Source organism: Desulfallas sp. Bu1-1 (assembly GCF_015594625.1).
Taxonomy (GTDB): Bacteria; Bacillota; Desulfotomaculia; order Desulfotomaculales; family Desulfallaceae; genus JADNRQ01.
In genome coordinates this window covers 127,184-148,731 of the sequence record NZ_JADNRQ010000005.1, presented here as the reverse complement: position 1 = coordinate 148,731, position 21,548 = coordinate 127,184, and the positions used below count along the sequence as shown (strand labels likewise).

Sequence of the window (21,548 nt, the reverse complement as noted above, 5' to 3'; positions counted from 1 at the left end):
GCCTGTTTTCTAATTAAAAAAATAATATTTTAAAAATCAAAACCACTAACAATGGCCAGATCTATAACAAAGGGGATTTTTTGATAAATCCTCTCCACCGGTTCGTCTTCATCTTCCAGGACAAGGTAGTATTTTTTCCCCTTGTCATAGGGCATGTCCCTTAAAGTAAACTTTTCCCGGAAAGTGCGTTCTTCAGGCCTGGCGGACCTGCTTTCGGCAATAATAATATTTTCATTGGATATCCTGCGGCCCTCTTCATCCGTAAAGTAAATTTTTAAGCGGATGGGAACATACTTGTCTTCCACCTTTTGGACCTGAAAAAATTCCAGGTAGGTAATACGGTTGGTAATTTTGCGAGATATATTGGTGAGCTTGACTTCCACCTTTTTTACCGCTAGGGCGTCGGACTTGCTCCGGTCGTTCTTGAATTTAATAACCGGGATGACGATTTCCTGCAATGAGGCTCCACCATGTAGGTAGTTCACCCCCGCGCCCTGTATCTTGAAGATATTGACCCCCCGGGGAACAACCACTTTAAGATTGATATCTTTGCCAAGTATGTAGCGCATGGAAAAAGCCAGGGTCCCTTCGAAATCTTTATTTTCATCGGTCAGCATAAATCTTTTGCCAACCTCCAAAGCCTCGCCTGCAGGCCGGGGTATTTTATCGCACTCCTGTAATGCCGATCTCCGGTAGATGAACCCATGGTCAGCCGTGATATATATGTGCGTGGCGCTTAAATTGTTGACCAGGTTTTTGATCAGCTGGCGCAAATCGGTAATTGACTTTTCCACGGCATTAAAAACTTCCCGCTCGGTAGCTGCGTGATCGCCAACGGCGTCAATACCATTATGATAGATATAAATTAATTTTTTGCCTTCAAAATAGTCCTTGAATTCCTGCCTTTTGATATCCTTGATTTCATTATATGCTACCGCCACCGCATCCTCATTGTAGTTCAGCAATACCCTGCGGCGTCCCTCGATGCCCTGGACATTTGTGCCATCAACCAAAACTTCCGCCTTATCGTTATACTCTATGCTTTTATGCGGCAGCAAGGCGGCCATGCCCAGTTTGGTACATGACGGCAAAACGCCCAGCAGGTGAAATATTCTAGTGGCCCCTTTTCTTTCAGTATTCAATATATTGCTGAACTCCCTGGCCGCCTCGTATCGCAAAGCATCGGAGATAATCACAAAAACCCTTTCACCTTTTCTTAAATGCCTGGCTATGTATTCCAAATAAAAACCATCCTGTGGAGAAGCTCCTTGCAGTCTCCACTCACCCGGGGGTTCTTGTTGCAAAGCCGCAGCCCATTTGACCGACAACTCGTTTAAGAACCAATGAGTATAAGTGTTTTCCACCTTTTCACACAGTTGCCCAAAAGGCTCCTTATTTTCTATCCGGTCATAAGCAGTGTAAAATTTCCTGTAAAAATAGTCCAGTAAATAATACTCTCTGGTATAGGAATCCAATAATTCGTATGCCCTTTGGCCCTTGATGGTTTTATTCAGTTCCTTTTCCAGGCGTAAAATTTCCATTGCATTGTATAGGAGGTCATACTCGTCCTTAAACAGTTCAAACCAGTGGGTGGGCTTGCGATTATTGATAATTTTTCTATACTTCTCAAATTCACCCACGTCCATTATCAAGTTGTTGATTAATCTTGTAATAATCACCTCGTCAAAAACCTTAAAAGTATCGCATTTAATAAAATGTTCTATATCCCAGTTGGAGATGTACTCCTGGAGGTTTAAAAGATTCTCCACCCAGTTAGCCAGCCGGTTGAATACCTGGCCGTGTGTCGCATGGTGCATGAAATGATTAACAAAAACAACGACTTCCGCCTGGCGTTTTGAAATATATTTACGCCAGGTTTCGGGTATTTCCACGGACAAATCATAACTCAGGTGAGTAACTAAAAACATTACCAGCAACTTCTCAATATTTCTTTCCGCCAGGTCATACCCATAGGCATCTTTCATAAGCCGCCAGAAGGTGTCCGGGTCACCGAACTTCTCCACGGCTTCCATGTACTTGTTTTCCCCATTTGTTTCAGCCATAAGTATTGTTTTAACCACTGTTCCCAGGTCCGGCACCGGCAGCCGGCACAGGACTGACAAAACAGCAATATCCACTTTTTTTTCGGTGTAATCTTGAATATTATAAGAAGCGAATTTATTATACCTTTCTTTATTATTAAAGAACTTGGCATACTTTTTAAAAACGTTTCGCAGCGAAGCGTCCCTCACACCCAAGTCCCGCATAATAACGGTGGTTTTATCGGTGGAAAACTCACGGCTGTACTTTAAAGTATCCAGCAACCAGTTTTCCCGGGGCACCGGTTTGGGTGCGGGGCAATAAATAAGATAATTGGATTCCGGATCCGCTTTTTCCAGCCGGTATTTGACGGCAAAACAGTTACTGGCAGTTAGTTTTATTATCTTGGCATTATCCAGCTGTAATTCTTTTATTTCTTCTTCAAACTCAGCGTTATCGTCATACCAAAAAACAATGTTGCGCCTCCTACCGTCGGAAGGCTCTTGATTCAACATACCGTCCAGCACCTTTTTAACTTCACCCAGGTTCATTGTTTCACCCGCTTTGAGTAATAGCTCATTTCAATGCGATAGAGTGCCAAATCTTTATAATTTACATCGTCCATAAAGTAACTCCCTCTTTTTGAACGTTGGTGGCAAAGGGAACATTCATTTTAACCAGTTTATTATAGTCATCCTTGTTGTATATTTTTAAAGAGATGTTTATTCCATGATTTAATTCGGCATCAAGCACGTAATCGTATATCTTACTGCGGTCAATGTTATTCCGGTCTTGAACAATAATCAATAAATCTATATCCGAATCGGGTTCCGCGTTTCCGCGGGCCTTGGAACCGAATAACTCAATTGAAACCACCTGTTCAGGATATAAATTTGTTAAATACTCTATGAACCCCTTTAATACTCTATTTTCCGTTTCAGATAACGATTTTCGTTTCATTTGAAAACACCTCTATTTATATTTTGGCCAGCAAATCGGCCTTTAATGGTTTTTTGCCCTCACCCCGGGGGATTTTCACACCCTGGAACTTGGCGTAATTTACTTTTACACCGTCATCCAGGTCGATCTCGATTTTTTGGTTGGCCACGTGGGCGATGACCTGGTCATACTCCATGCACTCCTTCATTTGCCTGGCAATATGCTCTTTCTTTTTCCGGGCCTTGTTTTTTTCCGCCTGGGAGACGTCTGATTGAATTATCATTTCCAGCCGTTCCATTTCTGCTTCATATTTTTTCTGCACCTTGTGCAGGTAGTCGGTCCTTACCCGGGCCACGGTGTAAGGGTCGTAGCGGTGCATGTAAATCAGGGCCTTAAAACCATTATGCTTGCCTGAATCAAACAACCAGTAAATAGGCCTTTTCTTGTATGTTTTCACGTGGTCTTTGTAAAAATCATTCAAGAAATACCTTCTAATGGTCTGCCGGGAAGTTTCCCCGGTTTTTTTCTTCAGGGTTTCCGCAATATAGTCCAGGTTTTCCTCCAGGGTTTCTTCACCGAAGGTCACCTTGACAAATTCCACAAAGCGGCCAACGATATCCTCGCCTTCCTCAAAATAAACATCATCCAGTATGGGTATGACATTATCTTCATCCGCTTTGAAGGTTTTGTACCTACCGGGGTCAAACTCGCCCCCGGCGTAAACCAACCCCTCCTCGTCCAGGGAGTAACGGCCGAACATGCAGCCCACGGCATAGGAGATAAAGGATTTTATGTCGCGTTCTCTGTCTGCTTTGCTAATGGTGATGTCTTTGTCATCTACTTCGGGAGTCAGTTCGTCCTGCAGGCCGTAGATTTCTATGAAAATGCGGTTTAGTTCTTCTTCGTTGTGTTTAAGTTGGGTGAATTGTTTAGTGGTAAAATCTTGCCACCTATTAAACGCTGTTTCAATTTTAGTTGAAACTAAATTATTTTTAAGTGCAGAGTATTCTATTAATGGGTGTTGTTTAAAGTCCCAGGATGTTTCAAAAGAATCCCAGTCAAATTTAGATATACTAATATTATGTTTAACCAGACTATCAATAATTTTATTATTTCTAATAATGATGGGTAGTTTACCCAATGGCCCCTCATGATAATCTAAATTAGGAGAAATCATCTTTATTATATAATTTACAAGTTTTGAATTTAGATAAGCTAATAAATACAGAAAATTTTCTTCATTATGAGGAAAACATACAGATCCTTTTGTTTCAAATAAAAAACCTACCGGGCTATATCTCACTGTTAATGAAGCAGAAGTCAAAGATGACCAAGTTAAACCTTTTTTGAAATAATATTTTTCATTTCTTATTACGGATCCTTTGAAATTTTTTATATCTAGGCCATCATTTTTCCAGTTTACAACATAAAGGTTATTGCCATACCATTTACGCATGGCGCCACCTTTATTACAAGGAAACCATTTTTTATTTGTTAATAATGCTTCTTTTCTATCTGTACAATTTAAGACTGTATTATTTATACCTACTTCAAACCATATTTTTAGAAATCTATCGTTTTTTCCAGTTGCCAATCCTTGCTTGGGGTCAGCAATCTTATTTAACGTAACGCTTTTGGAAAAAATGTCCATAATATTTTTACTAGCCCAATATGCAATAGGTGCTCCATCAATTTTTAAAAAATCGCTTTGCATAATAGATGAATACCTGTTATTTAAATTAAAAAATTGCCTCTCTTTTTCATATTTATTTGAATCATAATAATCCACTAACCTAATACTATGTGGTATATAAATATTAGTTTTGATTTTTCTTAAAACAAATGCCGTCGTTTGAACAACTTTTCCAATAATATTTTCAAATGCTTCCATGCCCAAGTGTAGTATTGAATATATACTAACAGCCTTGATGATTTCCTTTCTGAATTTTTCAAATGAACCCAAAAACATCCATGAATGCATAGTAACTAAAGTTGCAAATCCATTCCTATTAGATAAATCTAAGCACTTTTCAATAAAAACAGTACATAAATCACTTTTGGTTTTAGTATAATATTTGTCCACGTAATCAACTAATATAGCATTCATACCTTTTCTCCCCATATAAGGAGGATTAGTTACTACAACATCATACTTCCCACTCATTATCCTTGCTTGCTTTATTAGCGCAGGCACTTTCTCCAAAATAGCCTTCCTATACGCTGCGGTAAACAAATCACCCGCACCCTGCTCCCTTATTTCCTCCAGCCTTTTCTCCAAGGCGTCAAAATCAACCGGCTCGACGTTCAAGATGGAACCGTATTCCTTGGCGTCATGGAACACGTCAATCAAATACTGAAAGTCTTTCTTTAAACCTTTATCCCCGCCGGCAAAGTAGTCCGCCGCTTCCCCGGGGATGCCATTGCTTTCCTGTATGGAGCAAACGTTTAAATCCAGCTTTTCCCTGAAAATCCTGCGGTTCTTGCCCCTGGCCCGCATCATCAGGGCAAAGTAAGCCAGTTGCCCGGCCCGGTCGCAGATGTCCAGCCCGTACAAGTTCTTTTCCAGGATCAGCCTGGGGATATCCCTTTCGGAATACCCCGCCGACAGGTAGATGTCATACAGCACATCAAAAGCATAGACCAGTATGTGCCCGCTGCCCATTGCCGGGTCCAGCACCTTGATGTCTTCCGGGCTCATATCCGGGTTGCGGAGGGCTTCAAGCTGCTTTTGCACCTCGGGCTCCTGCTCCGCTTCTTCCAGGTAATACTTCCACTTGGCTTTCAACTCATCGTTGGGGTGGGATTCAAGCCACAGGCGGCCCAGGGAGTTTTCCACCATGTACTTGACGATCCATTCCGGGGTAAACAGCTGAGTGGCGGCGGGAATGTTTTCCTTGGTTATTTTGATGTTTTTTTTCAGGTTGGCGAAAACCTGGTCTTTTTTCTCGGCGATATAGTACTGGTAAAGCCAGCCGATAATTTCCACCTGCTCTTTGAAGTCGTCTTCGTCGATGGTTTCCACCAGGTCCCTGATTACCGACCCCTCGGTGAGCAGATAATCCGGCAGCAGCAGCTCGGTGTAATCCGCAATTTGTTCAAATATGCCCGGCATGATGCGGGCCAGTTCATTGCACTGCTTTATGAGCAAATATTTATATAAACCTTCGGTATCGTTATTGTCCTGGTATTGATAGACGAGGTCATGGTCAATATCCAGGTCCAGGTTTAAAGCTTCCCTGACAATGTCCGGCTCGAACCGGTTTTTATCCAGGGAAGACAGCACCCTGACCCCCGTGGGCAGGTAATCATTTACTTCCATGAAGCGCAGGGCGATAAAACGGTTGAACCAGGTATAAGCCACTTCCTCCACCACCTGGTCAAAACCCTTGGCCCGGATGCGGTTGATCAATTCCTCCCGCTGTTTTAATTCGTGTTCTTTGAAAACCCTGCCGTTAACCCGGAATCCGCCCTGAAAAACTTCAACTTCCTTAATTTCATTCCTGGTAATGCCAACTTCGTATGCTTTTTGGGTAACGGCATCCATCAATTTTCTGCGAGCCGCAGTGGCAAATTTTTTTATGGCCGACTTGTTCATTTCCGCTCCTCCTGCTTGTTAAACCAGCTTTATAATAATATCCTCTTTCAGCTCGCTTTCCAATTTCCCGCGAATCAGTTGCAACACTTTGTCTATATCCTCACGAGTTTCAATAGTTGATGCGCCATGCAAAATATTGGTCACGCTGACATGGACTGTTCTTTTGTGGCGGTATTTTTCTTTTTCCTCAACTACATGTTCCCGTCCGGCACGTTCGCCATTACCCGGAAGCCCGGTGGCCTGTTCCCGTGCTTTTTTCTCGGTTATTTCCTGCAGGCAACGCATTTTTAGCCGGTCGCTTTCTTCCTTCATGGCAATAGCCTCAAAAAAGTTATTGGCCCGGTCCAGTCTATTTTTTAATTCCTCAAAACTAGCCCGGAATTTGGGCCCCAACTCATCCTTAAACGCATACTGAACCAGCTCGTCTTTGACCTTCCGGTAATCTCTTTCTATAACCTGGCGTACCGGCCGGCATTCGATTTCCAATAGCATGGCGAACCTTTCTTCAAATTCCTGAACCAGGCTGGGCAATTTGTGGATTTGGGAATAAGGTTCCTGAGCTTTGACTATTTTTTCAATTGCTTCAACAACCTTTATGGTTTCGGTATCCAGCACGTAAGATTTGTTTTTCTCGTAGATTCTCAGCTTTTCAAGTGCATTGTCAAAGTGTTCCCGCTGGTTGTTAAAAAACTTCTTGACATCCGTTACGTAATCGGCGTAATTGAGCAAGTCATCCTTGTACTGGTTCAACTGTTCGTAAAAATCCCTGGTATCCTTGATTTTAACTATCGCGCTCAATAATCTTTGGCCGTTTTCCAGCACATCACGGCCCGGATAATTTTCCCTTTCATAGTGAACCAGCAGCCGTTGAATTTCTGCCAGTTCATCACGGACCTTGTCTTGGATTTTTTTCATCAAACCGTCTTCATCACTCGAAGCTATATGACTAAATAATTCTTTGGCCAACTTCCTGGCATTTTGTATAAGATGCGGGGGCGTTTTAATTCTCTTTTTCACTAATAGCCTGTCGGTATAATCCCTTTTGGTCAGGTATTTAACCAGATCTTGATCATCCGGTCCCAGGTATTCGTGGCCCATCTGCAACTTGATTTCACCGGCTTTGAAAAGCTCCGCCACGCAGCCCGCCACGTCCAGATCCTTCCAACCATAAGGGGCCCTAGTGTACATATCGATTAACCCCTTCATGGTAACCGGTATGTTTCTCTGGGTGTTTCTTTCAATATGGCTGTGTATTTCGTCCAGGGCCAGCTGGTTTGGTTTATCACCGGTTAATGTTATTTGCAAACCGCCACCGGCCAAGATATCATTAAGCTCTTTGGGGCTTTCAACAAAATCGACTATATAGTCCAGTTTGGTATAAATGCTTTCAATAAGTGCCTTGAACCCGGTGTTTATTTTTAAAACAGGGTTCTTTTCTTTGATATCGAGCTTTTGCATATTCACATAAACTTCGGCTTCAGCCAAAGCGTCGTTAAGTAATTCCTGAACGCGCTTTTTTCGTTCCGAAACTTCCCTGTACTTTCTCGCTTTTATTTCCTCCCACTCTGGAGTCAAAGAAGCGCCGCTTTTTTGCTGTAAAAATGTTTCAATGCGGATGACTTCTTCCATTTCTTCCAGGAAAGACGTGTCCGCCGGTAGCTTCACAATCAAGTGGTTGTCCCGGGCTGACATAAGCCTCAGGGCTTGCTCCGATATATCCGGTCCCGTTGCATAGTAAGGGGTTATAATCTTGATACCGATTTCATTGTTCTGGTTACCCCTGGGCCGGTCATCAATAATTTGATTAAAACCGAAATTGTACCGGGCACTGTAACGGTATTTTTTGTCTTGATAAATCTGCTCAAAAATAATTTCACCGACTTTAAGGATAACCTCACCCATATCAACGGGGATATTTTTAATCTCCCTGTTGACATCCTGTTCCGCGTGGGTGAGAAAATCGTATTCGTTACCATTTTTCTGAATTAAGGTCTCCTTGAGCAGGCGCTTCAGAGAGGCCTCAATCCTCTTCTTCAACTCTACCTTGTCATCGTCTATATGACTGACCATCAAAGTGGCCAGGTTTTCCAGGTTCGCCGGCATTTCCTTGACATATTTAATCATGAATAATAGTTGAAGGATTTCCACGTCTTCTTCTACAAGGCGGTCGTTATCCCCGGCCTGAATAATCACGGTGCTGATATTATGGTCCAAAAAAGATTCAATGGGTTTATAAAAAGCGGAAAAAGGCACCAGGGTGCCGGTTTCCCGGTCAGCATACTGCATGGCTGCCTCCTGGAACGCGCTCAGGAGAGACCTTTCGCCTTCGGCCAGGTGTTTGCCGGATGCCCCGTGCAGCCTGATGGCCGTAAATACAGATTGAAGAAGTTTAAACTGGTAGGGAACAAAGGGGTAGACCTGGACAAATTCTTCCGCATCCCGGTAAGTCTTCATCTCGGCGGTGTCCGCGGAGAAGGTAAATAAATTCTTTAATATGGCGCTTTTTTCTTCGTATAACAGCTTTAAGGTATCTCTTGCTACTTGGTTTTTCAAGAGAATGCGTTTTTTTATCACCTCATCCACGTTGGCGCTGGATAGGCTCAGGCGGGTGCTAAAACGCCCCTGTATTTTGGAAAAATCATTGCCCTTGACTTTGGTAATGGAATCTATGTCCTGTTGACTGGTAACAATAACCCAGGCTTTGCCCCCGCACTGGGTACCCAGGTCTTCAACCAGGGTTTGCAGGTTTAACATCAGCTTGGTGTTATCACCGATATACTGGCCCATTTCATCCACCAAAAAAACAACATGGTGGTTGTTACCCCTGGACTCGATGTACTCCTTAACCAGACGGGCAAATTTTTCAATGCTCAATGTATAATTTTCTTCTGCTTTGAGGTACCAGTTCCTGGCAGCTTCTTCGCTCATCCTGGTGGTTGCCGCCAGGGCTTGCACGATGTTGTCTTCCTCAAAATAAAAATCTTCTCTGGCCTCTTCCCAGGTGTTGCCGGAAAGTTCTTGAAACTTATCTTTAAAGGCCTGGTAAGTGCCGTCTTTGCACAGTTGTCTTTCCAGTTCCGCCACCCAGGGCATGGAACCGCAAAAACCCAGTTTCTCGTTAAACACTTTCATGAACACTTTTACGATAGCGTCTTTGTAAACCTTGGAATCCGAGTCGGACTTGGAATCGATGTTGAAAAGTATAACATCGGAGCTTACTCCCGCCGCGGTATTGATATCAGCTAGAACCACCGGGTCTGCAATTTTCTCATTAAAGTATTCAACCGCTTTTTTGCCCTTAACTTCCGGATTATCCAGCAGGTAAGACAAAATCTTTAAAAAGTGAGATTTACCACTGCCAAAGAAGCCCGATATCCATACGCCCATTTTGTCTGTGTAATCGTGAATGCTTTTTTTGTAAGCCTCAAAAAAGTCGCTGAAATGGCGGGTCAATTCCCTGGTGACTACATATTCTTCCAGTTCTTGATGAATATTATCTTCATCATTCTGGCCAATTTTAATTACCCCTTTGATGTCTCTAAAAATATTTTTTTCAAACATTTTGCCAACTTGCATGAGGCACCCTCCCTTTTTAGGGTATGTATTTTACCTTTCTACCAGTTTAAAAGCACGGTAATAATTATCGTCCTTGAATTCCTCGAATAAACGAAGTTCCTGGCCGTCGTACCGGCCGGGAAAGAACATTACAACAGGCACATTATCTATGGCGCTATGCAGGTTGTTCAAAACTGTATGGGAGCGAATGATGGGCCAGGCTTTGCCCACCCCTGTAAGAAACACGATGTCGTTTGGGGTGACATTATTTTTTATATAGTCAACGATCAGGTCATTCTTTTGAGTAAGCCGCAGGGTCCTCTTAATGGGGTTGATTACTTTATCACTCCCTTTGGTGGCTTCCATTTCCATTACCTTGGTCAGGTATCCTTTTTGCTCCAATATTTCGATCATGATGTCATAAAGGTCAAATTCTTTTATTTTAACCTCTGAATGTTCACTGTTGACCTTTTGCTTGATAAACGATATATGTTCCCTAACAAGCAGCTCATCCTTTGGGTCGTAGTCAAATATGTAGTAGCCAATTTCATTACCCAGTCCCTTGTTCTCACGGAATCTTTTTTCGAGTATCCTGGGCATAATTTTGTCTAATCTTTCGTAAATGGTCATATCCTATTCCCCCAGCATGGCCTTTAAGTAATGGTTGTCCCCTATTTCCCGGAGATGCTCCGTCAAATCTTTCTCAACCACAGGGCGGGTTATCATAATTGCCTTTTTTTGTTTCTTAGCCAGCCCGGCTTCGCGGAGTACTCTTTTGTACACCTGCTTCATTTTGTAGTACGTGTAATCGCTCCAGGAAGCTATTACTTCTGACTGCTCGGATTTTTTCTGAAAAAAAATATTAAAGTCAGCATCGTTGATAGTAAAATCGTGCAGCAGGCATTTTTCCCTGTAAACTTCCTGCATAAACTCATAGAAAAGCCTGTCGGTTTTCATGAGGGCATAAAGTGCCACTTGTTTGCCGGTATCAATACTACCATTAACAATTTTTTTTATTAGATAATCATCTAAAACTTTAAGCCTTTTGATAACTGCCGCAGCAATTTCTTTTTTTCTGCTCTCTGTGTTGACCTGAAAAATGTTATCGTTTATTGAACGGCTTAAAATTTCGGGATAGCTTAGCCCTTGTATTTTAAGGCTTGCAGCCTTTTTTACCTCTAAAAATAGAAAAGGCATTGATTTGATTGTTGTTGAGTAATTTGGGTTATTTTCCATATTATGTCTAATCCTCCGGGCCACTTTTTATATCATTATAACATTTTATACTGTAATATAAACTTTTGTTATCAGAAGATACCATATCCTGGTACAGGAAGATTAAGGAGTAATATTTCATGCAAAAAACAAATGATGTTATAACACTTTTTTTAAAGACAACCAAGCCAGGTTCTCCCGGGAAACGGTAAAAAGTTACCAAATCGCATTGCGCCAGTTCTTTAACTGCTGCTCAAAGGAATATGACGAGGTTAAAGCCATGGATATTAGGGCCTGGCTGATGCAACTTGACGGGCTGATGCCCCGTTCGATCCGGTTAAAACTGGCCGCTTTGAAGTTTTTTTACCGGTACTGCATGGAAGAGGATTTGCTTTCCAAGGACCCAACCTTGAATATCGACTTGCCAAGGGTAAAAGATTCCCCACCGGTTTATTTAGACAAGGCCGCCCTGGCGCAGCTTATGGAAGAGGCCAAAGAGCACCCCCGGGAGAGGGCCATAATTGAAACCCTGTATGCCACCGGGGTTCGGATCAGTGAGCTACTCAATATCCGGCTGGAAGACATCAAGTGGGATACCAGGCAAATTTGGATTCGCAAGGGAAAAGGGGATAAAGAGCGGTTTGTACTGTTTACGGCGGAGTGTGCTGAAAGACTTAAAGCATACCTGGCAGCAAGAAAGGTAAAAAGCCCGTATCTTTTTACCAACAAAAGGGGTAAACCTTTGAGCCCGGCTTGGGTTGAGTTAATCTTAAAGCATTATACGGCAAATCTTGACTTGGGGTTTAAAGTTACCCCCCATACTTTAAGGCACACTTATGCCGCCCACCTGGCCGAAAAAGACATGCCCCAAAGCTATATCCAAGAGCTATTGGGACATGCCAATATTAACAGTACCAGAATTTACACCCGGCTCAGCGCCAAGGCCAGGAAGAAGCAGTACGACAGTTATCAATAGGAAGATGATCATTTGAAACCAAAGTACTGGGTACTGGAAGATATCGAAATCGATGCTACAACAAAAGCCATTATAAATGAATTTTTAATGAGCCTGAAATTGGCCAACAAAAGGCCCCTAACAATCTCTGACTACGGGACCGGGCCATCGTTGAATTTTTACTTTCCTCGGGCTGCCGGCGCTGTGAACTGGTGGCCTTGAATGTAACGGACGTTGATCTTGTAAATAGAACAGCATGGGTGACGGGCAAGGGCCAAAAAAGGCCGCCTCTAAAATTTCGGTCTCTTGGGCGACTGCCATTCGTAGTACCTTATTTCTACGAATGTTTTGTGCATTTTCCCCCTGCAAAATTTAAGCTCTACCCCTACCCCCCACAAAAACATTAATTTTCCTTTATTATTAAATAACTGAATTTCTTTTCAATTAATTTTTTTCTTTCCTCAATAAACTTTTCATAATTCTCCAGTTTCCACAATTCTTTATCCTTTGGTATAAGGTGCAAATCCAGGTAATCGTCAGATTTATCTTTGAACCATTCCTCCGGAGAAGTGTCGCTCTTACCGCCTGCCCCGTTTTCCTGTTGGGTCAGCAGCATCAGATTGGCAATCTGATCCCTGTCCCACCATTTATACTTGAGAACATCTCTTCGACCGGTGTTGGGATTTTGTATTTTTACGGATTTCAGCAGGCTTTGTGGAAAAATGTGATCAACCTGCGGGCTGTTGTTTTGAAATGATGGGTGATAGTTAAAGTCCTTATACCAAATGTTGAAAATTAAATGGACGTTCTTTGACCCGTAGTATTGATCAAAAATTGTTTCCCTGGCAATGTATAGGTTGGGTTTATCAACGCTGTCCAGTTCCTGGTAGACAATATTTTCTTCCGTCTGAAAAACCCTGACAATCCTTGCCACATTCTTTCTTATGGTTTTCTTTTCGTCAATAGTTAATTCCCGGTCAAAGCTGGTGATAATATTTTCGCTTATCTCGTCATACTCATCTGTGCTAAATACCAGGTCTTTGAATTTCACCCAGGGCAGTTTTGCTTTTTCGCTCTCAATGAATTTGAACCGGAACCTGATATCCTCCGGGGCAACCAGTTCTCCGCTTAAAATATCGAAATATAATTCCTTCTTTTCATAACTGCCTTTCAGACCGATAAAGAGGCTCTGGAGGCGCTTCTGGCCGTCCAATACGAGCATTTTTGTTTTGGTTCCTCCTATCAATTAATCATCCAGACTAAAAAAATCACCGGGCTGATCATGCTTGCACCCAGTGCTAATATTAGCCATTTCTATATATCTATGCTTGTTCCTTCCACAAAAGCATATTTTTCTCAATAAGGTCTCGGAAAATTTCACTTTTTGACATTACCAGCAGGCCGCCCGGCAGGATAGTTCAGCCCTCCGGTTATGACATAACCGAAAACACGGTCAAGAATAACAGTAAAAAAGCCGGGGTGTGCCTGCTATGTTTTTTAATACAATAAGGGATTGAAACTAGAATTCTCCTAAGATTGTACAGGGAGCACTATCGATACCTTCAATTAGCAAGGGCAACGCGTAAACTCTACGTAGTCCGGATAAATCCTGATTTAAATTGACATCCTCTATAAGCAAAATAGCCCGGCCATCTGTAGCGTTTTTTCCTAAAATAATCTGGTGAAATGCGATTCCTTCAGATATATGCAGAGCAGATGTGGCTGATGGAAAATCCATGCCAATAGCTTTTAGCACGGGTAAATTTTCCAAAAAAAATTCAGCGGCGGAAGGATGAAACCCCGGGTTTTCATTCCCATACACATGCGGGTCGTAATCGCGGATTTTTCCAAACCCTGTACGGATTAACAGCAGGTCTGCATTTGCAATAGAATCTGCCAGTGGTTCCAAATCAGCAGCTTTAATAAGCTCTCCTTTGCCCTTGGGCAGGTCTATAACGACAGGATGATGAAAAACAAAATTTTCGATTGGAAGTTCAGCGATTCGAGCACCCCGGGGGTTAAAATGACGTGGTGCGTCTATATGTGTACCATTATGATTAACTGTTTCAATAAAAAATTGTTCATAAGGGTCTCCATTTTCCATAGAAGACTCGGGCCATATTTTCATTTGCGGATTATTGGCGAATAAGGGCATACGTTTGCTCATTGGATATGACAATAATTTATACATTTTATCACCTCATCTTTTTTAAATGCCTAAACATAAGTACCTGGTTAAATACTTTCCGCTAAAAGCTGAACAGGATGTTTAACCTGAAATTCCAATGCAAATATCCTTCGTCCAAAATCAAGTTGTATCAAGCAAGCGGGACACCCGGCGGTAACATACTGCGCCTCTGTTAAACCTATATTACTTATTTTTTTCTCCAAAATTTTACGCGCTATGTCCTGGTGCTTAAAGGAAAATGATCCCGCAGCACCGCAACACCAGTTGGCTTCAGGCAATTCTATATATTTTAGCCCGGGTATTGCCTTCAGGATCTCCCTGGGCTGGAGGGAAATTTTTTGTCCTCTGTTTAAATGACACGATTCATGATAGGTTGCGGTGCACCCGTTTAACAATTTATTGCCTACCTTCAGACCCGTAACATTAACCAAAAATTCGTTAATATCAAAAACCCGTTCGGAAAAGAATCGCGCATATTTAATGTCCCCGGGTTCCGTAAAGTGCTCAGTATAATTTTTTAAAGCGTATCCACAGGTACCACAATCTGTTACAATATAGTCCACTTGAGATTTTAAGAAAAGTTCAATATTTTTCCTCGCAAGTCTTTGGCTATCATGCCAATAACCCATAGTCCTGTGTGGTAAACCACAACAAACTGTATCCATGGGAATAATAACTTCACAATTATGGTATTCCAATACTTTGATAGTATCAAAAGCAATTTCCGGATAGAACGTATTGGTAAGGCATCCGGTGAAATATCCTACCCGGTGCTTCTTACCTGTACGCCTTTGGGATTGGTGACGATAAAGTTCCTTAAAAGACTTTTGGGGAACAACCGGTAGTATCTTCTCTTTATCCTTTAAAGTAGCAGGAAACAACTTGTTGATACCTAATTTTCGGCTTATATCTAGTAAAACCATCGCCCTTCTGAAATTTTCCGGTCTGCTTATAATCATGTTTAACAGCATCGAATCTAAAAAAGGTGAACCATTTTTTTGGATAATTTCAGTTTTGATCAAATTTAGCAGTTCCGCGGTTTTTATCCGCGGGGGACATATATCCAAACATGCATTACAGCCTAAACATAAATCAAAATATAGCTTAAGTCTATTGCTGAGTTCCAAGTTTCCCTCAACATATTCCCTGGCCAGGCGAACCCTACCTCTGGCAACCATAGACTCCTTCCCGGTTACAGCAAAGGTGGGACAAACAGTAGTACAACGCCCACAACGTATGCAGTTATCGGATTGATAATATAACTCTTTCAGCTTTTTTTGAATTTCTTCCATTCCGGCCCCTTCTCCTAAAAAGCTTTCCCCGGGTTTAAGATATTGTTGGGATCAAACGCCTTTTTTATTGCAGTCATAATCGTTAGCGACCGCTTACTATGTTGCTTTTTGGCTAATTCTTTTTTTACAATACCCACACCATGTTCACCGGTGATAGTGCCTCCCAGGTTCAATGCTTCACGGTAAATCTCTTCTTTAATTTTGTTAACTTTGTCCAACTCATCTGCATGCCGGGGATTAATGCAAATGTGCGGGTGGACATTTCCGTCACCCGCATGCCCAAAAGTAGGTAGCAATACATCATATTTTTTTGCAATATCTTGCACCTTACGCATCATTTCCGGCAGCAGGTTGCGGGGAACAGTGGCGTCTTCCGGTATTACTACTGGTTTATAAGCCGAAAGAGCCGCAAAACCGGCTTTTCTACCCGCCCATATTGCTTCTTCCTCTTCCTTTGTACGGGCTATTTTTATACTTCTGGCTTTACAAGATTCACAAACTTTTTTTACGATAACAACTTGATCTTCAACATCTTCATTACTACCATCAACTTCGATTAATAGAATTGCTTCCGCATCAGTTGGATATCCGGCATCCATGTACATCTGAATAAGCTGCGTACTTGTTTTATCCAATAATTCCATCATTGATGGGATTACCTTGTGATGGAGAATTTCAGTCACAGCCACCGATGCATCCTCAAGTGTGTTAAATATGCAAAGCAAGGTTCGTTTTGTTTCAGGAAGTGGAATTAATTTTAGAATAATTTCCGTAAACACCCCAAGAGTGCCTTCAGAGCCTATTAGTAACTGGGTAAGATTATATCCGCTTACATCCTTGACGACTTTGCCGCCTGTCTTCAATACTTCACCGTCAGCTAAAACCGTTTCCAGTCCTAAGATGTAATCCCTTGTTGTCCCGTATTTTATGGCCCGGGGACCCCCCGCACCCGTGGCAACATTGCCCCCGATAGTTGACATACTTAACCCTTGGGGATCAGGCGGATAAAAAAGACCCCTTTTTTCTACTTCAGCTTGTAAATGAGCAGTAATTACCCCGGGTTCACATACAGCGATGAAGTTATCCATGTCAATTTCAATGATTTTGCTCATACCAAGCATATCCAGGATAATCCCGCCATTGGTGGGAATTACCGCTCCACAATTGCTTGTTGCCGCTCCCCTGGCAATTACCGGAACTTGTTTTTGGCTCGCAATTTTTAATACATGAATAACGTCCGTTTTGCTTTCCACCCTCACCACTATATCCGGTTTACCGGAATACATGGAACAATCATATGAATAACAAACAAGATCCTCCGGTGCTGTAGTAACTTTACTCTTTCCAATTCTTGCAGCAATCTCCTTGGCTAAATTATCTATCATTATTTCACCCCATTTAATAAGGCTTCAGGGAATCTTGTGGTTCGCGGAAGGGCTAGAGTTAATGTGCTCATAGAAATACATGGTATAGAAAAGGGGGCAATAATGCCCCCCCGTACACATTTCTTTTTGATTAATCTAGTAAAGAAAGCAGTTCTTTTTCTTCCTCTTGCTTCATCTTATAAGTATGCTCTCCGTCAACGGGGAATCTGTTTTCCCGCACATCCTTGGCATATTCTTTGAAAGCATTAACTAGTATTTCACCTATATTAGCATATTTTTTAACAAATTTAGGTGTAAAATTATCATATAAACCCACCATGTCAGCATATATCAGCAACTGACCGTGAGTATATGGACCTGCCCCGATCCCCAGTACGGGAATACTGGCACGCTCCGTAATAGCTTTTCCAACTGCCGATGGAACCCCTTCTACTAAAATTGAAAAAGCACCGGCTTCTTCAATAAGTTTTGCTTGCTTGACCAGTTCGATGGCGGCCTTGGCACTTCGCCCTTGTGCCTTATATCCACCTATTTGACCGGCAAATTGTGGGGTCAGACCAATGTGCCCCATTACCAAAATACCGGACTCATTAATGGCTTTAATTCTGCTAAGTATGCGAGGGCCGCCGCCTTCAAGTTTAACGGCATCAACATAACCTTCCTTAACCAATCTTCCAGCACTCCGCACGGCATCTTCATCAGAAGCCTGATAAGACATATACGGCATATCACCAACAATAAACGTGTTTGGTGCCCCCCGGCGCACTGCTTGGCAGTGTCTTACCATATCATCTAGTGTAACGGGAAATGTAGTATCATAACCAAGAGTTACCATACCAAGGGAGTCGCCTACCAAGATCATATCAATGCCGGCTTTTTCCTGCATTTTTGCAGTTAAATAATCATAAGCCGTTAAATAAACAATTTTTTCCCCATTCTCCACCATATTGGTAAAGTCAAATACAGATTTTTTAGCCATTAACATATCACTCCCAACTTTAATTTTTCAAAAACCCTTTTATTTAAAAATTGCTCCCGACATTGCAGAACCAACTAATTTTGAGTACCTTTCCAGGTAAGAACCCGGCTGTATTTCCTTTTGATATCTGGTCCACTTTTCTTTACGCCGTTTTAATTCCTCATCAGACACTTTTAACTCCAGTTTACCGTTATCAATATCAATGCTGATTATATCCCCTTCTTCAACTAAAGCAATAGGACCACCATCCGCCGCCTCCGGAGATACATGCCCTATAGCCGCACCCCTGGTTGCACCGGAAAAACGCCCATCCGTAACCAGCGCCACTTTATCTCCCAGCCCCATACCAATGATTGCGGAGGTTGGGGTAAGTTGCTCACGCATCCCCGGTCCACCTTTGGGTCCTTCATATCGAATTACCACTACATCTCCCGGCTTTATCTTTCCACCATAAATAGCCTTTACCGCTTCCTCTTCTTGATTAAAAACCCTTGCCGGCCCCTCATGCCTTCTCATTTCTGGTAATACAGCGGCGCTTTTGCAAACTGATCCTTCGGGAGCCAAGTTTCCGTAGAGAATAGTAATCCCGCCTGCATACGAATATGGGTTATCCATAGGGCGGATTACCTCATTATCCGCTACATTTACATCTTTAAGATTTTCTCCGACTGTTGCACCAGTAACTGTAATAATATCCTTGTGAATAAGGTTATTATCCGCAAGTTGTTTCATCAAAGCAGTAACTCCGCCAGCTCTATAAAAATCTTCCGGGAAATGATCTCCTGCCGGTTTTATTTTAACCAGGTGAGGTGTTCTCGCGCATACTTTTTCAAAAGTATCCATTTCCAGTTTCAACCCGGCTGCGTGGGCTATCGCGGTTAAGTGTAAGATGGTATTTGTAGATCCGCCGATGGCCATATCCACCGTTATAGCATTTTCAAAAGCTTCCTGTACGAGAATGTCTCTGGGGCAAATATTTTTTCGATAAAGCTCCATGATTTTTTCCCCGGTTTCCCGGGCCAATGCTAGCCGCTTACCAGCCATTGCGGGAATAGCCGTACCCGGTAAAGCCATACCGAGACTTTCCGTTAAAAAATTCATAGAGTTGGCAGTTCCCATAATGTTGCAGTTACCACAACCAGGTAGGGCATATTGTTCAAACTCAGCAAGTTCCTCTTCGGTCATAATACCTCTGGCCACCAAACCAGGAGCTTCCATCAAATCTGTATAACCCACTTTTTTACCTTTATAAAAACCTGTGGCCATTGGCCCAGCTGTGATAAATATGGAGGGTACGTTTAACCTTGCAGCGGCCATTAACATACCCGGAGTAATCTTATCACATGAGCTAATCAGCACCATGGCATCATACGCGTGCGCATTCATCATTATTTCAATGGAATCACATATTAATTCCCGGCTAGCCAATGGATATTTCATGCCAGAGTGGCCCTGCGCAAGCCCGTCGCAGACACCAATTACCGGAAATTCAACAGGTGTACCACCTGCCGCCAAGATACCTTCGCGAACTGCCTTGGCTATTATATCCAAGTGAACGTGCCCTGGCATGGTTTCATTATGCGAATTTACAATAGCAACCAAAGGCTTGTCCAAGTCCTTAGGTCGAAAACCCATGGAGTAATATAAAGCTCTGTGGGTGGATCTCTCTAAGCCCTTCGTCACAATGTGACTTCTCATTTCTATACACTCCTTTAAAAATAATAGACATGAAGATTTATATTCAAATATTAAGCAGATACGTATAATTCCCTGGTAAGATTTTTGTTCATAAGCATAGTTATATTGTCATTTTAGCAGGCTTTTTAATCAACTCATTAGGATTAAACCCGTATCTCTTTTTAAACACCTGGCTAAAATAACTGGAATCCTTGTAGCCTACCGCTTCGGCTACTTCAGATACACAATATTTCCCTGTTTTCAGTAGTTCTATTGCCCTTTCCATTCTGATTCCAGTTAGATATTGCATAAAATTTAATCCCGTTATCTGCCTAAATATACGGCTGATATAACAGGGACTCAAGTATACTTTTTCGGCAAGATGTTCAAGGGTAATATTTTCTTGATAGTTTGTTTGCAAATAACTCTTTATCCAAAATACAACCTGATTGGCATTTTTAACTTCCGGTTGCAATAAAATATCTAATATTGATTCATTAAAAGCATGTAATGCTGCAAAAACCTCTCGATAATTATTCGCATGGCGGATTTTATTATTCGCCTGAGTCTTTAATATTTCCAACGCTTCGATTTCTACCTTTTTTTCTATAAATGCCCACGCAATTAAAGTAACCAATTCTTCAAAGTAGCTTTTACATTGATCGGGGTCTGGCTTCATTACTTTGACAGCTTCAAATATTGCTGTTAATATTTGATCAATATCATTCCTTAAAGTATAACTATTGGAGGAAAAATAATTTTTTAAAAGTTTACCTTCAATTTCCCTAACAGAGTTAAAATTGCAAGTAGATTTTTTTAAATAATTTTCAACAAAAAATATGCCGGCGTTTCCCCAAAACGCATTGTACTCACAATACGAACTTGCATATTGAAAAGCTTCAGGTGCATTGGACAATTGTTTTATTTTACATAAAAACAATGCACAGTTATACCCATTTTCCTCAACCAATGATTCAATACTTTTCAACTTAGAGTAGCTTAAATTGTATCTTTCCGAATAAAATACAATTTTACCGAGGCCATCCGCAATAACAAACAAACCATCTTTAAATTTATTATTTAAATCTTTAATTATCGATTCCAGCAGAGCATAATCGGTTAAAGACTTGCCGCTGGCTTTCTCCCACAATGACATACAACCAACAAGCACACATTCTTTTTGTTCATGCCGGTGGTTACCCGATAAATATCCTTCATCAAGCAAAATGGCCGGTTCAAATTTTCCAACCGTTATTAAGGATGTAATAGCTTTTTGAAGTATGGCCGGTTTTAATGCTCGTAGCAAGGAGTCACGCCGCTTACCAGCTTCCTCATGGAATCTTTCCTGATTTATTTTTTCAATGGCCTTTTCTACAACTTCTATAAAATGTTCGGGTTTCACGGGTTTTAACAGGTAATCAAAGGCATTAAACCGAATTGCCTCACGGGCAAAATCAAATTTGTCATACGCCGTCAACATGATTACTTTAGCCCGCGGGTACTTTTCTGCAACATACTTGCCAACTTCAATACCACTGATTTTGGGCATTTTAATATCCAAAAGGATTATTTCGGGGCGCAAATCTTCCACTAAGCTAATAGCCTTTTCCCCATCAGTTGCGGTACCAACCAATTGAACAGGTAGCTTGGAATTGGACAGGCAAAACTTAATAAATTCAAGCTCCATTACCTCATCATCTGCAGCCATCAGCTTGTACAAGATTATCC

At 41.8% G+C, this 21,548-nt stretch carries 14 protein-coding genes and 1 pseudogene; 2 read left to right on the top strand and 13 right to left on the bottom strand.

The features are described 5' to 3' along the window. Positions 1-29: 29 nt before the first annotated feature. The 6 genes from pglZ to IT084_RS07270 form a co-directional block, all read right to left on the bottom strand. Entirely contained in the window at positions 30-2,591 is a 2,562-nt protein-coding gene (gene pglZ / locus IT084_RS07295) for a BREX-1 system phosphatase PglZ type A (protein WP_195712195.1), read from the bottom strand. Between the two features lie 61 nt (positions 2,592-2,652). Further along, complete coding sequence (locus IT084_RS07290) at positions 2,653-3,000, bottom strand: nucleotidyltransferase domain-containing protein (protein WP_195712194.1); 348 nt, start codon at positions 2,998-3,000, stop codon at positions 2,653-2,655. 16 nt (positions 3,001-3,016) lie between these two features. After that, positions 3,017-6,574 carry a BREX-1 system adenine-specific DNA-methyltransferase PglX gene (gene pglX, locus IT084_RS07285; RefSeq protein WP_195712193.1) on the bottom strand — a complete coding sequence of 1,186 codons (3,558 nt, stop codon included), beginning with the start codon at positions 6,572-6,574 and terminating at the stop codon, positions 3,017-3,019. Between the two features lie 18 nt (positions 6,575-6,592). After that, positions 6,593-10,150: a BREX system P-loop protein BrxC gene (gene brxC, locus IT084_RS07280; protein WP_195712192.1), complete on the bottom strand. Its 3,558-nt coding sequence runs from the start codon at positions 10,148-10,150 to the stop codon at positions 6,593-6,595. 30 nt (positions 10,151-10,180) lie between these two features. Continuing rightward, positions 10,181-10,759, bottom strand: a complete 579-nt coding sequence (locus IT084_RS07275; protein ID WP_195712191.1) for a DUF1788 domain-containing protein — start codon at positions 10,757-10,759, stop codon at positions 10,181-10,183. A gap of 3 nt (positions 10,760-10,762) precedes the next feature. Then, on the bottom strand, positions 10,763-11,365 hold the full coding sequence (locus tag IT084_RS07270) for a DUF1819 family protein (RefSeq protein ID WP_195712190.1): 603 nt from the start codon (positions 11,363-11,365) through the stop codon (positions 10,763-10,765). 178 nt (positions 11,366-11,543) lie between these two features. Here IT084_RS07270 and xerA point away from each other — a divergent pair. Both xerA and IT084_RS07260 read left to right on the top strand, forming a co-directional pair. Further along, positions 11,544-12,320, top strand: a pseudogene (gene xerA / locus IT084_RS07265) (site-specific tyrosine recombinase/integron integrase); the annotation flags it as partial. A 146-nt stretch (positions 12,321-12,466) separates the two neighbouring features. Then, positions 12,467-12,706, top strand: a complete 240-nt coding sequence (locus IT084_RS07260; protein ID WP_195712257.1) for a hypothetical protein — start codon at positions 12,467-12,469, stop codon at positions 12,704-12,706. Here the strand turns inward: IT084_RS07260 and IT084_RS07255 are convergent. The 7 genes from IT084_RS07255 to IT084_RS07225 all read right to left on the bottom strand — a co-directional run bounded on the left by IT084_RS07255 (position 12,703) and on the right by IT084_RS07225 (position 21,540). After that, positions 12,703-13,521 (bottom strand): DUF1524 domain-containing protein, encoded by an 819-nt coding sequence (locus tag IT084_RS07255; protein ID WP_195712189.1) that lies wholly within the window; start codon positions 13,519-13,521, stop codon positions 12,703-12,705. The two genes, IT084_RS07260 and IT084_RS07255, sit on opposite strands and share 4 nt — an antisense overlap. 297 nt (positions 13,522-13,818) lie before the next feature. Next, positions 13,819-14,490 carry a cyclase family protein gene (locus tag IT084_RS07250; RefSeq protein ID WP_195712188.1) on the bottom strand — a complete coding sequence of 224 codons (672 nt, stop codon included), beginning with the start codon at positions 14,488-14,490 and terminating at the stop codon, positions 13,819-13,821. 44 nt (positions 14,491-14,534) lie between these two features. Next, positions 14,535-15,779, bottom strand: coding sequence for a (Fe-S)-binding protein (locus IT084_RS07245; protein ID WP_195712187.1), 1,245 nt, complete (start codon positions 15,777-15,779; stop codon positions 14,535-14,537). Positions 15,780-15,793: 14 nt separating this feature from the next. Next, positions 15,794-17,164 (bottom strand): FAD-binding oxidoreductase, encoded by a 1,371-nt coding sequence (locus IT084_RS07240; RefSeq protein WP_195712186.1) that lies wholly within the window; start codon positions 17,162-17,164, stop codon positions 15,794-15,796. A gap of 130 nt (positions 17,165-17,294) precedes the next feature. Then, positions 17,295-18,143: a 3-methyl-2-oxobutanoate hydroxymethyltransferase gene (gene panB / locus IT084_RS07235; protein ID WP_195712185.1), complete on the bottom strand. Its 849-nt coding sequence runs from the start codon at positions 18,141-18,143 to the stop codon at positions 17,295-17,297. 39 nt (positions 18,144-18,182) lie between these two features. Then, positions 18,183-19,841, bottom strand: a complete 1,659-nt coding sequence (ilvD, locus tag IT084_RS07230) for a dihydroxy-acid dehydratase (RefSeq protein WP_195712184.1) — start codon at positions 19,839-19,841, stop codon at positions 18,183-18,185. 100 nt (positions 19,842-19,941) lie between these two features. Beyond that, on the bottom strand, positions 19,942-21,540 hold the full coding sequence (locus IT084_RS07225; RefSeq protein WP_195712183.1) for a response regulator: 1,599 nt from the start codon (positions 21,538-21,540) through the stop codon (positions 19,942-19,944). Positions 21,541-21,548: the final 8 nt, after the last annotated feature.